Origin of the sequence: Streptomyces sp. NPDC093097 (genome assembly GCF_044754325.1) — a bacterium.
Taxonomy (GTDB): domain Bacteria; phylum Actinomycetota; class Actinomycetes; order Streptomycetales; family Streptomycetaceae; genus Streptomyces.
Map to the genome: position 1 here is coordinate 326,511 of NZ_JBIVOW010000001.1, position 14,640 is coordinate 341,150.

At 75.6% G+C, this 14,640-nt stretch carries 9 protein-coding genes; 5 read left to right on the forward strand and 4 right to left on the reverse strand.

Annotated features, from left to right (window positions below; all coding sequences use genetic code 11):
- Nucleotides 1-34: 34 nt before the first annotated feature.
- The 5 genes from ACIQE0_RS01320 (at nucleotide 35) to ACIQE0_RS01340 (ending at nucleotide 8,072) form a co-directional block, all read left to right on the forward strand.
- Complete coding sequence (locus ACIQE0_RS01320) at nucleotides 35-2,098, forward strand: SpoIIE family protein phosphatase (RefSeq protein WP_402328169.1); 2,064 nt, start codon at nucleotides 35-37, stop codon at nucleotides 2,096-2,098.
- Nucleotides 2,099-2,177: 79 nt separating this feature from the next.
- The gene (locus ACIQE0_RS01325; protein ID WP_402328170.1) at nucleotides 2,178-3,560 is read left to right on the forward strand and encodes a glutamine synthetase; all 1,383 of its coding nucleotides are present in this window, start codon (nucleotides 2,178-2,180) and stop codon (nucleotides 3,558-3,560) included.
- A gap of 71 nt (nucleotides 3,561-3,631) precedes the next feature.
- Entirely contained in the window at nucleotides 3,632-4,789 is a 1,158-nt protein-coding gene (locus ACIQE0_RS01330) for an amidohydrolase family protein (RefSeq protein WP_402328629.1), read from the forward strand.
- 58 nt (nucleotides 4,790-4,847) lie between these two features.
- Nucleotides 4,848-6,155 carry an MFS transporter gene (locus tag ACIQE0_RS01335; RefSeq protein ID WP_402328172.1) on the forward strand — a complete coding sequence of 436 codons (1,308 nt, stop codon included), beginning with the start codon at nucleotides 4,848-4,850 and terminating at the stop codon, nucleotides 6,153-6,155.
- Between the two features lie 519 nt (nucleotides 6,156-6,674).
- Nucleotides 6,675-8,072 carry an NADP-dependent succinic semialdehyde dehydrogenase gene (locus ACIQE0_RS01340; protein ID WP_402328174.1) on the forward strand — a complete coding sequence of 466 codons (1,398 nt, stop codon included), beginning with the start codon at nucleotides 6,675-6,677 and terminating at the stop codon, nucleotides 8,070-8,072.
- A 34-nt stretch (nucleotides 8,073-8,106) separates the two neighbouring features.
- On the opposite strand, the gene ACIQE0_RS01345 is transcribed toward ACIQE0_RS01340, so the two are convergent.
- The 4 genes from ACIQE0_RS01345 to ACIQE0_RS01360 all read right to left on the reverse strand — a co-directional run bounded on the left by ACIQE0_RS01345 (nucleotide 8,107) and on the right by ACIQE0_RS01360 (nucleotide 14,592).
- The gene (locus ACIQE0_RS01345) at nucleotides 8,107-9,663 is read right to left on the reverse strand and encodes a caspase domain-containing protein (RefSeq protein WP_402328176.1); all 1,557 of its coding nucleotides are present in this window, start codon (nucleotides 9,661-9,663) and stop codon (nucleotides 8,107-8,109) included.
- 140 nt (nucleotides 9,664-9,803) lie between these two features.
- Nucleotides 9,804-11,951, reverse strand: a complete 2,148-nt coding sequence (locus ACIQE0_RS01350; protein WP_402328177.1) for a SpoIIE family protein phosphatase — start codon at nucleotides 11,949-11,951, stop codon at nucleotides 9,804-9,806.
- A 206-nt stretch (nucleotides 11,952-12,157) separates the two neighbouring features.
- A complete protein-coding gene (locus ACIQE0_RS01355) occupies nucleotides 12,158-12,943 on the reverse strand; it encodes a crotonase/enoyl-CoA hydratase family protein (RefSeq protein WP_402328179.1) in 786 nt (261 codons plus the stop codon).
- Entirely contained in the window at nucleotides 12,943-14,592 is a 1,650-nt protein-coding gene (locus ACIQE0_RS01360; RefSeq protein ID WP_402328181.1) for an acyl-CoA dehydrogenase family protein, read from the reverse strand. The genes ACIQE0_RS01355 and ACIQE0_RS01360 overlap by 1 nt, the downstream gene beginning before the upstream one ends.
- Nucleotides 14,593-14,640: the final 48 nt, after the last annotated feature.

Below are 14,640 nucleotides of genomic sequence, written 5' to 3' on the forward strand. Positions count from 1 at the left end.
GCCGCAATACGGGTGAATGTGGCACAGTGACGGCATGGCTGACCGGGGAGCGAAGCGGCCCACCGTGTCGGTGCCGGACGACTGGCCCGCCCACCCGGACCTGACCCTGGCGCTCAACGGCATGGGCGGCTTCGACTGGGACCTCGACAGCGGGCTGATGCATCTGGACCCGCCCGCGCTGGACGTCTTCGACCTCCGTCCCGGGGAGTACGACGACCGCCCGGCCACCCTCGGCTGCCGGGTGCCGGGCCGTGAGGCGGCCCGGCTCGACGCCCTGGTGGCCGGGGCCCTCAAGGACGGCAGCCACTCCTACGGCGCCTATTTCCGGGTCCGGCTGCGCGACGGCGAACTGCGCTGGACCCATGCCCAGGGCAGCATCCGCCGCGACCCCACCGGCCGGCCCCGCCGCATCATCGGCGTGGTGCGCGACGCCACCGAGGAGTACATGCAGGCCGCCGAGCGGATCGCGCTCACCGAGGAGCGCCGGCGGCACACCAGCGTCGTCGAGCGCACCACCGCCGCCCTGGCGCACGCCCGCACGGTCGGTGAGGTGATCGGCGTCCTCGCCGACGAGCAGGGGCTGAGCCGGCTGGGTGCCGAGAACGTCATCCTGGGCCTGGTCGAGGCCGGCCGGATCCGGCTGGTCTCCGAGGGCAGGGCCGGCAGCTACGTCCCGGACCTGGAGTACACCCGCGTCGGCGACGAGTTCCCGATGAGCGAGGTGGTGCGGACCCTCGCCCCGCGGTTCGTCGGCAGCCGCACCGAGTTCCGCGACCACTACCCCCGGCTGTGGCCGGCCGTCGAGCCGCTGAACGTCGGCTCCGGGGCGTATCTGCCGCTGATCGCCCAGGGCCGTCCGATCGGGGTGATCGGGCTGTTCTTCGAGCGCGAGAGCGACTTCCCCGACCAGGAGCGCAACGTGCTGGTCGCGCTCGGCAGCAGCATCGCGCAGAGCCTGGCCCGGGCGATGCTCTACGACCAGGAGCACGAGATCGCCGCCGGCCTCCAGCAGGCGATGCTGCCGCGCCGCATCCCCGGCGTCCCCGAGGCGCAGATCGCGGTCCGCTACCGCTCCGCCCGGATGGGCCGGGACATCGGCGGCGACTGGTACGACGTGATCCCGCTGCCGGACGGCCGGGTCGCCGCGGTCATCGGCGACGTCCAGGGCCACGACACCCAGGCCGCGGCCCTCATGGGCCAGCTGCGGATCGTGCTGCGCGCCTACGCCGCGGAGGGTCACGCCCCGGCCACCGTGATGGCCCGCGCCTCCGCCTTCCTCAACGAGCTCGACACCGACCGCTTCGCCACCTGCACCTACGTCGACGCCGACCTGAGCACCGGCGCCGCCCGGTTCGTCCGGGCCGGCCACCTCGACCCGATGGTGCGGCACGCCGAGGGCATCTGCCGGCGGCTCCCGGTGGCCGGCGGGCTGCCGCTGGGCCTCTCGTCCGAATTCCGGCTGCTGGACTACCCGGTGACGACCGTGCACCTCGCCCCCGGCGACACCCTGGTGCTGTGCACGGACGGCCTGGTGGAGGAGCCCGGTTCGGATCTGGACACCGGGCTGCGGCACCTGGCCCGGGAGGTCCGGGGCGGCCCGCAGGACGTCCAGCAACTCGCCGACCGGCTCTGCGAGTCGGCGGACGGCCGGCGGGGCGAGGACGACATGGCGCTGCTGTTGCTGCGCCGGCTCGGGCACCCCGAGCACGACACGGTGGGCCGCCTGCGGCAGCACATCGCCCCCGCCGAACCCGAGGCGCTGTCCGCCGCCCGCCACACGATCCGCTCCGCGGTCCGCGCCTGGGGCGCCGGTGAGCGCGCGGAGGAGATCGAACTGGTCGCCGACGAGCTGATCACCAACGCGCTGCTGCACACCGACGGCGAGGCGGTCGTCGACATGCGGATGCCGCACGGGGCGGAACGGCGGCTGCGGCTGGAGGTCGAGGACGGGTCCAGCAGCCTGCCGCGCCGCCGCGAACCGGGCGAGGCCGGGGTCTCCGGCCGCGGTCTGCTGCTCGTCGACCGGCTCGCGGATGTGTGGGGAGTGGAACCGCGCGGCGGTGGAAAGTGCGTATGGTGCGAGTTCAACTGCCCCTGACCGGGAAGGCGATGGCCGATCCCGGAACACAGCGGGAACGGGCGCCGAGGGATCGGCACGGCCATGTGAGGACTGCTCTATGGGATCGCGGGCGGAACAGCGCGAGAGCGCCCGCCAGTCGGCGGCGCGACTCGACGCGGAAGGCGTCGGAAACATCGCGCTGACCTGGGTGGACAATGCGGGCATCAGCCGCGTCAAGACCATTCCGGCACGGCGGTTGACGGACGTCGTCGAGCGCGGCGTGGGGATGTCGCCGGTCTTCGACGTCTTCACCTCCGACGACGCCATCACCGCCTCCGACCACCTCGGCGGGCCCGACGGCGATCTGCGGCTCTTCCCCGACCTGGACCGGCTCACCACCCTTGCCGGGCAGCCCGGTTGGGCCTGGGCGCCGGTCGACCGCTACGACCAGCTCGGGCAGCCGCATCCGGCCTGCCAGCGGCTGTTCGCCCGGCGGATGGCGGACCGGGCCGCGGCCGCCGGCCTCGACCTGCGGATGGGCTTCGAGACCGAGTGGGTGGTCACCCGCACCCCGCAGGGCCCCGCCGATGCCGAGGTGCTCGACTACCCCTGCGCCGGCCCCGCCTACGGCATGGCCCGGGTCGTCGAACTCTCCGACTACCTCCGCGACGTCACCGAGGCGCTCACCGTCCAGGGCGTCGAGGTCCTCCAGATCCATCCCGAGTACGCGCCCGGCCAGTTCGAGGTCAGCACCGCCGCCGGCGACCCGGTGCGCGCCGCCGACGACGTCGTCCTGGTCCGCGAGACGATCCGCGCGGTCTCCGCCCGGCACGGGCTGCGCGCCTCCTTCGCCCCGTCCGTCGTCGCCGGCGAGGTCGGCAACGGCTGCCACCTCCACCTCAGCCTCCACCGCGACGGGACGAGCCTGCACCGCGCCGCCGGCGCCGAGTGGGCCCTGGCGCCCGACGCGGTGGCGTTCCTCGCCGGTGTGCTGGACGCGCTGCCCGCCCTGCTCGCCATCGGCTGCCCCTCGCCCGCCAGTTACCTGCGGCTGCTGCCCTCCCACTGGGCCGGTGTCTACCAGATCTGGGGTGTGGAGAACCGCGAGGCGGCGCTGCGGCTGGTCACCGGCGCGCCCGACGATCCCGACGGCGGCCACGCCGAGATCAAGCCCTTCGATGCCGCCGCCAACCCCTACCTCGCCGTCGGCGCGGTGATCGCCGCCGGACTGCACGGCATCGACACCGCGGCCCGGCTGCCCGCCCCGCAGACCGGCGACCCCGGCGTCCTCGGCGTCCGCGAGCGCGCCCGGCGCGGCATCGTCCGCCTGCCCGCCACGCTCACCGAGGCCGCCGACCGGTTCGAGAAGTCGGCGCCGCTGCGGGAGGCGCTCGGCGAGGTGCTGCACGGTGCGGTGCTCGCGGTCCGGCGGGCCGAGGAGGCGCACTTCGCGGAGCGCGAGCCGGAAGAGATCGCCGCGGCCACCCGCTGGCGCTGGTGAGCGCCGCGGACGCCCCGGGGCCCGGCCGCCCCGGCCCGCCGCCCCCGGTCGGCGCCACCGGCGCCCCGCTGCTGGAGGGACTGCCGCCGCTGGTGGACCACCACTGCCACGGGGTGATCCGGTACGCACCGGACCCCGGGACGTTCGCCGCGTTCCTCACCGAGGCGGACCGGCCGCCGGCGGCGGGCACCACGTTCTTCGACACCCAGACCGGCTTCGCGGTCCGCCGCTGGTGCCCGCCGCTGCTCGGCCTGCCCGCGCACTGCCCGCCCGAGGAGTATCTGGCCCGGCGCCGCGCACTGGGCCCGGACGAGACCCGGCGGCGCCTGCTGTCCGCCACCGGCATCGGCGCGTACCTCGTCGACACCGGGCTGCCCGGCGACCTGACCGGGCCGGCCGAGACCGCCGCGGCGGGCGGCGCCACCGGGCACGAGGTGGTGCGGCTGGAGACGCTCGCCGAGCGGACCGCGGCCGGGTACCGGGGGAGCGCGGGGGCGGCGCGCGCCGGGGAGTTCGCGGACGCCCTCGCCGGCGCGGTGCGGACCGCGGCGGCCACCGCCGTCGCCTTCAAGTCCGTGGCCGCCTACCGGCACGGACTCGCCCTGGACCCCCGGCCGCCCGGCCCGGACGAGGTGCGGACCGCGGCCCGCGCCTGGCTGGCCGCCGGCGCCCCCCGGCTCACCGACCCGGTCCTGCTGCGCCACCTCCTCCGGCTCGCCGTCGCCACCGGCCGCCCGCTCCAACTCCACACCGGTTTCGGCGATCCCGACCTGCGGCTGGACCATGCCGATCCGGCGCTGCTCACCGACCTCGTCCGGGCCACCGCGGACACCGGCACCGACCTGGTCCTGCTGCACTGCTACCCGTACCACCGGCAGGCCGCCTACCTCGCCGGGGTCTTCCCGCACGTCTACGCCGACGTCGGGCTGTCGCTGACGCACACCGGGCCGCGGGCCGCCGCGGTGCTCGCCGAGTTCCTGGAACTGGCGCCGTTCGGCAAGCTGCTGTTCTCCACCGACGCCTACGGCCTGCCCGAGCTGTACGTGGTGGGCAGCGCGCTGTTCCGGGTGGCGCTGGGGGAGGTGCTGGGCGGCTGGGTGGCGTCCGGGGCCTGGTCGGCGGCGGACGCCCGGCGGGTGGGCGCGATGATCGCGGCGGGCAGCGCGCGCCGGGTGTACGGGCTGGCGGGCGGCGGCGACGGCGGGGGAGGCGAGGGAGTCGGGACGTAAGGGGTGCTCGGCCGGTTCACCTGTTCCGCCGCGGGTGTGCGGCGTGGTTTACTGCCGCGTGCCACGTACAACGACCTCTGACGCGACGGCCGATGACCAGGCCGGAAGGGGCGAAGAGCCCCGGATACCGCGGCGCGGCCGGATCTTCGCCGATCTGACCCCGCTGCGCACCTCCCCCGACTACCGCCGCCTGTGGTGCGGCACCACCGTCTCCTGGATGGGCCAGCAGATGACCGCGCTGGCGGTCTCCCTCCAGGTCTACGCGATCACCGGCTCCACCTTCTCCGTCGGCCTGGTGGGCCTGTGCTCCCTGGTCCCGCTGGTCGTCTTCGGGCTCTACGGCGGCGCCATCGCCGACACCGTCGACCGCCGCAAGCTGGGCCTGTACAGCGCCACCGGCGCCACCGTGATGTCGGTCGTGCTGGCCGCCGCGGCACTCGCCGGCTTCCACCACGTCTGGCTGCTCTACACCGTCGTCGCGCTCCAGGCCGTCTGCTTCGCGATGAACTCCCCGGCGCGGACGTCGATGATCCCCCGCCTGCTGCCCACCGAGCAGCTGCCGGCCGCCAACGCCCTCCAGTCGCTGACCTCCAACCTCGGCCTGATGGGCGGGCCGATGCTCGGCGGCGTCATCGTCGGCATGTGGGGCTACCAGGCGGCCTACCTCATCGACGTGGTGGCCTTCGGCGCCTCGCTGTACGCGATGTGGCGGCTGCCGTCGATGCGGCCCGAGCAGGGCGACGGGCCGGCGCGCCGCGCCTCGGTCCTGGACGGCCTGCGCTTCCTGGCCACCCGCCCCAACCTGCGGATGACGTTCTTCTCCGATCTGGCGGCGATGGTGCTGGCCCAGCCCCGCGCGCTGTTCCCCGCGGTCGCCGCCCTCTGGTTCGGGGGCGACGCCAAGACCGTCGGCCTGCTGGTGGCCGCCCCCGCGGTCGGCGCCGTCCTGGGCGGACTGTTCTCCGGCTGGCTCGGCGGCATCCGCCGGCACGGCCTGGCCATCCTGATCGCGGTGGCGTCCTGGGGCGCGGCCGTGGCCGCCTTCGGCCTCTCCCGGCACCTGTGGCTGGGCCTGTTCTTCCTGGCCGTCGCGGGCTGCGCGGACACCGTCTCCATGGTGTTCCGCAGCACCATGCTCCAGGCAGCCACCCCGGACGAGATGCGCGGCCGCCTCCAGGGCGTCTTCATCGTGGTGGTCGCCGGCGGCCCGCGGCTCGGCGACTTCCTCGCCGGTTCCGCGGCCGACCTGACCTCGCCCGCCGTGGCGGTGATCGGCGGCGGACTGGCCTGCGTCCTGGTCGTCACCGCACTCGGGCTCGGCCGGCGCGCCTTCGCCCACTACGACGCCCGCGATCCGCAGCCCTGACCCCGCGGCGCCCGGCCGGCCGGTGGCGCCGCCGGCCCGCCGGGCGCTGGAACCCGCCGGGCGCCGGAACCCGCCGTGCGCCCGGGCCGTGGACGGGCCAGACTCGGGTACGGGGGCTCATACCGGCCACCCGTCGTCCCGTCCCGGAGGCCCGCCGTGCAGCGGCAACCGCACATCCGCCGTGACCGCATCCCCGACCGCGGCCGGCAATCCCCCACGGTCCCCCCGGACCCCGGAGGCCCGCCGCCCGGCCCCGTCCCGGAGCCGCCGCCCGGCCCGATCCCCGAGCCGCCGCCCGAACCGCTCCCGGGACCGCCCCAGCCGCCCCAGCCGCCCGAACCGCTCCCGCCGGAACCGTCACCGGTGCCCCGGCCGCCCGGGCCCGACCCCGATCCGGTCCCGGACCCGGACCCGGCCCCCGGGCCGCTCAGCCGCACACCGGCCCGGCACCCGTAGGGCCCGGGCCCGCTTGCCCGTCCTTGCTCCTGCCACCGCACGCACCGCGAGGAGGTGCCGAACATGGCCATCGCCACGGTCAACCCGGCGACCGGCGAGACGCTCAAGACCTTCGACGCGCTCAACGCGGGCGAGATCGAGGACCGCCTGGTCCGCGCCGACCAGGCGTTCCAGGAACACCGCAACACGTCCTTCGCCCGCCGCGCCGAACTCCTGCACACCGCCGCCGAACTGCTCGAAGCCGACCAGGACGGCACCGCCCGCACCCTCACCACCGAGATGGGCAAGCCGCTGGCCCAGGCCCGCGCCGAGGTCGCCAAGTGCGTCAAGACCATGCGCTGGTACGCCGACCACGCCGAGGCGCTGCTGGCCGACGAGCAGCCCGCCCCCGCCGACGTCAAGGACTCCGGCGCGGCCCGTGCGGTGGTGCGCTACCGCCCGCTGGGCACCGTCCTCGCCGTGATGCCGTGGAACTTCCCGCTCTGGCAGGTCGTCCGGTTCGCCGCCCCCGCCCTCATGGCCGGCAACACCGGGCTGCTCAAGCACGCCTCCAACGTGCCGCAGACCGCGCTCTACCTGGAGGAGCTGTTCCGCCGCGCCGGCTACCCCGAGGGCTGCTTCCAGACCCTGCTGATCGGCTCCGGCGCGGTCGAGGACGTGCTGCGCGACCCGCGGATCGCTGCCGCCACCCTCACCGGCAGCGAACCCGCCGGCCGCGCGGTCGCCGCCACCGCCGGCGACGAGGTCAAGAAGACCGTCCTGGAGCTCGGCGGCAGCGACCCCTTCGTGGTCCTCCCCTCGGCCGACCTCGACAAGGCGGCCCGGGTCGCCGTCACCGCCCGCGTCCAGAACAACGGCCAGTCCTGCATCGCCGCCAAGCGGTTCATCGTCCACGACGACGTCTACGACGCCTTCGCCGAACGGTTCGCCGCGGGGATGGCCGCGCTGACCGTCGGCGACCCGATGGACGAGAACACCGACGTCGGACCGCTCTCCAGCGAGCAGGGCCGCTCCGACCTGGAGGAACTGGTCGACGACGCGGTCCACCAGGGCGCCCGGGTGCTGTGCGGCGGCCGCCGCCCGCCGGACCGCCGCGCCGGGTGGTTCTACGAGCCGACCGTGCTCACCGGCATCACCCCGCAGATGCGGATCCACCACGAGGAGGCGTTCGGCCCGGTCGCCTCCCTCTACCGCGTCATCGACCTCGACGAGGCGGTCGCCCTCGCCAACGACACGCCGTTCGGGCTCAGTTCCAACGCCTGGACCCGGGACGCCGACGAACAGGAGCGGCTGGCCCGGGACCTCCAGGCCGGCGGGGTGTACTTCAACGGCATGACCGCCTCCCACCCCGGCCTGCCGTTCGGCGGCGCCAAGCGCTCCGGCTACGGCCGGGAGCTCTCCGGCCACGGCATCCGGGAGTTCTGCAACATGACGACGCTGTGGTACGGCCCGGAGGACTGACCCCGGCGCCCCCTGGGCCCGGCGCCCGGCCGGGTCAGGGGGCGGCCCACAGCGTGACGGTCAGCTCGAAGGTCGGGTTGCCCGGGCCCGCGCCGCTGCTGCTGTCGGAGGTGTCCACCTTGCTGAAGGTCACCTTCGCCACCTGGTTCCGCTTCGTCACCACGCACCAGACCGTGCCGGCGGTGACCTTCGCGGCGTCGGTGTTCGCGCCCAGCGGGCTGTCCTCGGCGTCCGCCCGGCACGCCTCCCCGGTGTTCGTCCGGGCGTCGGCGGTACCCGCCCGGACCGGGCTGCCGACGCCGCTGCTGGGCATGATGACGGCCTGGGCGCCGTTCCGCCCGTTCTGGCAGCCGATGTAGTCCAGGGTGGTGTTCTCGACGGTGTCCATCAACTGCGCGGTGACCGCGGGCTTGTCCAGGTCCAGGGCCTGGAACACCTGGCCCGTGCAGCTCGGCGCGCGCCAGACCACCTGCCGGTCGCGGAAGACCACCTTCGCGGTGGCCGCGGGAGCCTGGGACGGCGGCGCGGTCGCCGTGGTGTCCGGCGGCGCGGTGTCGGAGCCGCCGGATCCGGCGGAGCCGCCGGGGGTGGTGGTCCCGCCGGTCGTGGTGCCCTCAGCGGTCCTGCCCGCACCGCCGTCGTCCCCCGTGACCAACCCCCTGACCAGCGACGACGTCAGCAGTACGGCGAGTGCGCCGCCCACCGCAGCGGCGATCAGCACCGGCCGGGCGCGGCGCGCGGGCCGCGGCGGCACAGGGGCGCCCACCGGGAACGGCGGCGGGCCGCCAGGCGGAGGCGGGGGCGTGCTCGGCGGGGGCGGTGCCGCCGTACCCGCGGTGCGGGCCGCCCCGGGGACCCCCGAGGGCCCGCGCAGCAGCACCAACGAGCCCGCCGCGCCGGCCGAGCGGCGCTGCGGCCGCGGCAGCCCCCGGCTCCGGAGCGTGTGGTCCACCCGCTCGTGGACCTCGTCGAGGGTGAGCGGCACCGGCCCGGCCAGGGCGTCCAACAGGGCGCCGGTGAACGCGGTGTAGGTCTCGCCCGCCGGCGCGTGCGAGGGCGCGGTCCGGGTCGTGGACGTCAGGGTGTAGGTGCCGGCCAGATCGAGCTGACCGACCGCCAGATCGGCCGGATCGGACATCGCGGAGACCGCCCGGCCGGAGAAGCAGCAGTCCACGACCAGCACCCGCGCCCTCGCCCGGGCCCCGCCCACATGCCGTTTGACCAGCTCGATCGGGACGGCGGAGAAACCCACCTGGTCGCGGTCGGTGTGCACCAGCCCCAGGTGCAGCAGCCCGCCCTCGTCCAGGACGCCGTGCCCCGCGTAGTAGACCAGCAGCACCTCCTCGGCCTCCCGTACCGCCCAGGCCAGCGCCGCCCCGACGGCCGAGGCGTCGGTGGGGTCGGGCACCACCCGGCAGTGCTCCGGGGCCAGCAGTCCGTGCTCGGGGTGGGTCAGGGCCGCCCACAGCCCCCGGAGGTTGGCCGCGACCGAGGGGATGGCCGGCAGACCGGTGAACCGGCCGGTGCCGATCAGTACGGCGCGGCTGGCCGGTCCGTGCGGGAACCACCGGCCGTCGGGTCTGCCACTCATCGATGCCCTCCCCGTGCATGACGAACGGTCGCCGCCATCCTGGCACGATCACCCCGGTTTGCGGCCCCGTACGTCCGGGCCCGGCGGGGGATTCCATGCGGAGCCCATCTCCGGTGCCGGGTACCGGAGTTGGGGCCGGATCAGGCTTGGTCTCCGTTCGGGGGGTCCGGCACCGTGAACTCGCACCACAGCGCCTTGCCCGCCCCCCGCGGCTCGGCGCCCCACCGGTCCGCCAGCGCCTCCACCAGCATCAGCCCCCGCCCGGACGTCGCGGTCTCACCGGGCCGCCGGCGGCACGGCCACTGGCTGGACCGGTCCTCCACCTCCAGCCGGATCCGGCGCGGGGAACCGGGCAGCAGCTCCATCGACACCAGGGCGCCGCTCTCGGTGTGGGTCAGCGCATTGGCGATCAGCTCCGAGGCGGCCACCTCGACATCGTGGGAGACCGCGCCCGCCCGCCACTGGTCCAGCGTGCGGCGCAGCGCCGAGCGGACCTCGGCGGCGCCCGCCGGATCGGCCTGGTGGACGTGGAGCCGCAGCCGCGGGGTGGCCCGCTCCCCGGGCACCGCGCTCCGGTGCAGCAGCAACAGCGCCATGTCGTCGTCCGAACCCGGCTGCGCCCAGAGGTGTTCGGAGAGCCGGTCGGCCAGCGCTTCCAGTTCGGTGGGCCCGGCGCGGACCGCGGCGGAGAGCGCGTCCATCCCGTCGGAGATGTCCCGGCCGGGCTGTTCGACCAGCCCGTCGGTGCACAGCAGCAGCGTCGACCCCGGCTCCAGGAACAGCTGGGTCTCGGGGAAGTGGTCCTGACCGAAGCCGGTGGCCAGGCCCAGCGGCAGCCCGCCGCGGATCTCCGGCCAGTCCACGTGCCGGGAGCTGTTGCAGACCAGCGGGCCCAGATGGCCGGCCCGGGCCAGGCGCAGCGCACCGGACTCCAGGTCCGCCTGGACGTAGGTGCAGGTCGCGAACCGCTCGGTCTCCAGCTCCGCGAGGAAGCGGGAGGCCCGCACCAGCACCGTCTCCGGGGCGTGCCCCTCGCTGGCGTAGGCGCGCAGCGCGATCCGCAACTGGCCCATCACCGCCGCCGCGTGGGTGTCGTGCCCCTGGACGTCGCCGACGACCAGCCCGGTGCGGCCCTGCGGCAGGGCGATCACGTCGTACCAGTCGCCGCCGATGTCCCGGCCGACGCTCGCCGGGTGGTACCGGACGGTGACCTCGCCGCCGGCGATGGGCGGCAGCCGGCGCGGCAGCATCGCCGCCTGGAGCCCGGTGGCGAACTCCCGCTCCTGGTCGAAGAGGGTGGCCCGCTGGAGGGACTGGGACACCACACCGGCCAGCGCCAGCGCCAGGTTCCTGGCCTCCGGCGAGTGCACCGCCGGCTCGTGGTTGAGCAGTCCCAGCGCCCCGAGGACGGTGTCCTGGGCGATCAGCGGCAGGAAGGCGGCGTTGCCGGTCGGCAGCACCTCGACGTACGGGCGCAGCCGCGGGTAGCGGGCGATCAGCTCGCCGCGGGTGCTGAGGAAGTGCGGCTGCCGGGACCGCGCCGCGTCGGACAGCGGGAGGGTGTCGTCCAGGCCGGAGTGCAGCATGTTGCGCGGCACCTCGCCCTCCAGTCCGGCAGCGGCGATCACCTCGAACCGGCCGCTCTCCACCAGGCCCAGCACCAGCGCGTCCGCGCCGAACCGCCGGGCGCCGCCGGTCCCGGTGAGCACCCGCGTCACGTCCTGCACCGACAGCGCGCGGGCCAGCGCCGCGGTGGTCTGCTGCACCATCACCGTCTGCCGCTGCCGCTCCTGCTGGAGCGAGCGCAGCAGCGCGGAGTCGGCGAGTTCGCCGGTCGCCTCCCGGACGATGCCGATGATCCGGTACGCCGCGCCCTGCGGGGTGCGCAGGATCCGCCCCTGGGAGTGGGTCCACCGCCGCGTCCCGTCGCGGCACCGGACCCGGAAGTACGCGCCGTAGGAGGCGCTGCCGTCCTGGAGGGACTGGGAGAGTGCCGCGTCCAGCCGCAGGCCGTCCTCCGGCGGCACCCGGGAGATCAGGGACATCGGCGCGCCGTCGTACTCGTCGGGGCGCAGGTCGAAGACCTCCAGGGCGCCCGGGTCCAGCTCCATGACCCCGCCGTCGAGATCCCAGTCGAAGGTGCCCATCCGGTTGAGCGACAGCCGTTCCCGCAGCGCGATCGGCTCGCGGTCGGGGACCCGGGGCGCCGTCGCCTCTCCCTGGGGCGCTGCCCGGTCGGCACGGGGGTCGTAGCCCTCCGCGGAGGGGTCGGGGGGCCGCTCGGCCATGCGAACACCTTAGGCGGGGGCCGCGGGCCCCGCATTCCCGGCGGCCATGACCCACGGTGACGGGCATGACCGCAGGTCACGGCCGGGCCCGGACCCCGCCCCGCCGGAGCGGTCCCGCAGGCGTACCGCGCCCCGGCGGCCGGGCGCACGGCACCCGGCGGGTGTGGCCGTCGGCGGCCCGCCCCCCTCCGGCGGGCCGCCGACGGTCACGTCAGGTCGGCCGCCGCTCCGTGCCGTCCGGCGCCGGCCGCGAACCGCGCCGCGCCCGCCAGCCCCTCCGCCAACACGGCCTGCCCGTGGCGGAGTTCGGCGGCCATGGCCGTCTCCTCGTCCCGCCCCTCCTGCTCCAGCAGCGAGGCGCGGTCGCTGCGCAGGCAGGACTGCGGCAGGCGGGCCAGCTCCGCGGCCAGTCGCTCGGCCGCGGTGCGCGCGGTGCCGGCGGGGACCACGCGGTTGACCAGGCCGATGTCCAGGGCCTCCGCGGCCGGGACCGGGCGCCCGGTCAGCACCAGGTCCATCGCCCGGCCCGTCCCGATCAGCCGGGGCAGCCGCACCGTCCCGCCGTCGATCAGCGGGACTCCCCACCGCCGGCAGAACACCCCGAAGACCGCGTCCTGTTCGGCCACCCGCAGATCGCACCAGAGCGCCAGCTCCAGCCCGCCGGCCACCGCGTGCCCGGCGACCGCCGCGATCACCGGTTTGCGCAGCCGCATCCGGGTCGGGCCCATCGGCCCGTCGCCGTCCGGCGCCACGCGGTTGCCGTGCGCGGTGCCCATCGCCTTCAGATCGGCGCCGGCGCAGAACGTGCCGCCCTCGCCCCACAGCACCGCCACCCGCGCCTCCTCGTCGGCGTCGAACGCGCGGAAGGCGTCGGCGAGTCGGCGGGCGGTCGGGCCGTCCACCGCGTTCCGGGCGGCGGGCCGGGACAGCACCACCGTGGTCACCGGCCCGGCCCGCTCGACCCGTACGGCGGCGCCGCTCTCCTCGGGCATCAGACGGACTCCCCGCCGGTCCGGGCGCGCCCGAGGATTCCGGTGAGGTCGGCGCCGGGCGGCAGGGTGCCGAAGGCGTGCCCCCACTCGCCGTCCAGCCGGGAGGCGCAGAAGGCGTCGGCGACCGCCGGGGTGCTGTGCCGCACCAGCAGTGCTCCCTGGAGGACCAGCGCCAGCCGCTCCGCCAGCGAACGGGCCATCAGCTGGGCCCGCTCCGGATCGCCGAGCTCGCCGAGCATCTTCCGCAGCCCGGCCACCGCCGCGTCCAGCCGCCGGTCGGCGCCGGCCGCGGCGTCCACCTCGGCGAAGTAGGCGTCCAGCGCGGCGGGTTCCTTGGCCAGCGCGCGCAGTACGTCGAGCGCGGCGACGTTGCCCGAGCCCTCCCAGATCGACAGCAGCGGCGCCTCCCGGTACAGCCGCGGCATCCCGGAGTCCTCGACGTAGCCGTTGCCGCCCAGGCACTCCAGGGCCTCCGCCGTGTGGCTGCTGCCCCGCTTGCACACCCAGTACTTGCCGGCCGCCAGCGCCAGCCGGCGCAGCGCCGTCTCCCCGGCGTCGCCGGCCCCGGACCGGTCCACCGCGGCCGCCAGCCGCATCGCCAGCGCGGTGGCCGCCTCCGACTCGACGGCGAGGTCGGCCAGCACCGAGCGCATCAGCGGCTGCCGGTCCAACTCCCGCCCGAACGCCCGCCGGTGGGCGGTGTGGTGCAGCGCCTGCCGGAGCCCCGCCCGCATCCCGGCCGCCGAGCCCAGCACGCAGTCCAGCCGGGTCATGTTCACCATCTCGACGATGGTCCGCACCCCGCGGCCGGGCTCGCCGACCGGCCAGGCCACGGCCTCCTCGTACTCGATCTCCGACGAGGCGTTGGAGCGGTTGCCCAGCTTGTCCTTCAGGCGCATCAGGTGCATCCCGTTGCGGGTGCCGTCCGGCAGCACCCGCGGTACCAGGAAGCAGCTCAGCCCCTCCGCGGTCTGCGCCAGCGCCAGGAACACATCGCTCATCGGGGCCGAGGTGAACCACTTGTGGCCGGTGAGGCGGTAGCTGCCGTCCCCGGCCGGCACCGCGGCGGTGGTGTTGGTCCGTACGTCGGAGCCGCCCTGCTTCTCCGTCATCGACATCCCCGCGATCAGCCCGCGCTTGGTCAGCGGGGCGCGCAGCCCGAAGTCGTAGGTGCGGGAGGTGAGCAACGGCTCGTACCGCGCGGCGAGTTCCGGCGCGGCGCGCAGGGCGGGCACCGCGGCGTAGGTCATCGAGATCGGGCAGCCGTGGCCGGCCTCGGCCTGCGACCAGACGTAGAACTTGGCGGCGCGCACCAGATGCGCCCCCGGGCGGTCGTCGGTCCACGGCGCGGCGTGCAGACCGTGTTCCACGGCCGTGGTCATCAACTGGTGCCAGGCCGGGTGGAACTCGACCTCGTCCACCCGGTGCCCGTACCGGTCGTGGGTCTGCAGCCGGGGCGGCTGCTGCTCCGCCCAGTGCGCCTGCTCCTGCACCGCGGCGGACCCGGCGAGCGCACCGATCCCGACCACCTCGGACTCGCCCCATGCGCCGCCCTCCCGGCGCAGCGCCTCCAGCAGCGCGGGCTCGTCCGCGGCGTTGAATCCGGTCAGCGGCGGGGCCTGATTGGTGACTTCATGGGTGACGGTCATACCGTGACGTTACAGATTTCCGACGGATGATGGAAGGGTGTAAGGCGG

What these genes read in the sequence shown, in the direction of transcription:
- ACIQE0_RS01350 (WP_402328177.1), bottom strand. Translation starts at nt 11,951, where the DNA reads ATGGCCGAGCGGCCCCCCGACCCCTCCGCGGAGGGCTACGACCCCCGT.
- ACIQE0_RS01345 (WP_402328176.1), bottom strand. Translation starts at nt 9,663, where the DNA reads ATGAGTGGCAGACCCGACGGCCGGTGGTTCCCGCACGGACCGGCCAGC.
- ACIQE0_RS01340 (WP_402328174.1), top strand. Translation starts at nt 6,675, where the DNA reads ATGGCCATCGCCACGGTCAACCCGGCGACCGGCGAGACGCTCAAGACC.
- ACIQE0_RS01360 (WP_402328181.1), bottom strand. Translation starts at nt 14,592, where the DNA reads ATGACCGTCACCCATGAAGTCACCAATCAGGCCCCGCCGCTGACCGGA.
- ACIQE0_RS01355 (WP_402328179.1), bottom strand. Translation starts at nt 12,943, where the DNA reads ATGCCCGAGGAGAGCGGCGCCGCCGTACGGGTCGAGCGGGCCGGGCCG.
- ACIQE0_RS01325 (WP_402328170.1), top strand. Translation starts at nt 2,178, where the DNA reads ATGGGATCGCGGGCGGAACAGCGCGAGAGCGCCCGCCAGTCGGCGGCG.
- ACIQE0_RS01320 (WP_402328169.1), top strand. Translation starts at nt 35, where the DNA reads ATGGCTGACCGGGGAGCGAAGCGGCCCACCGTGTCGGTGCCGGACGAC.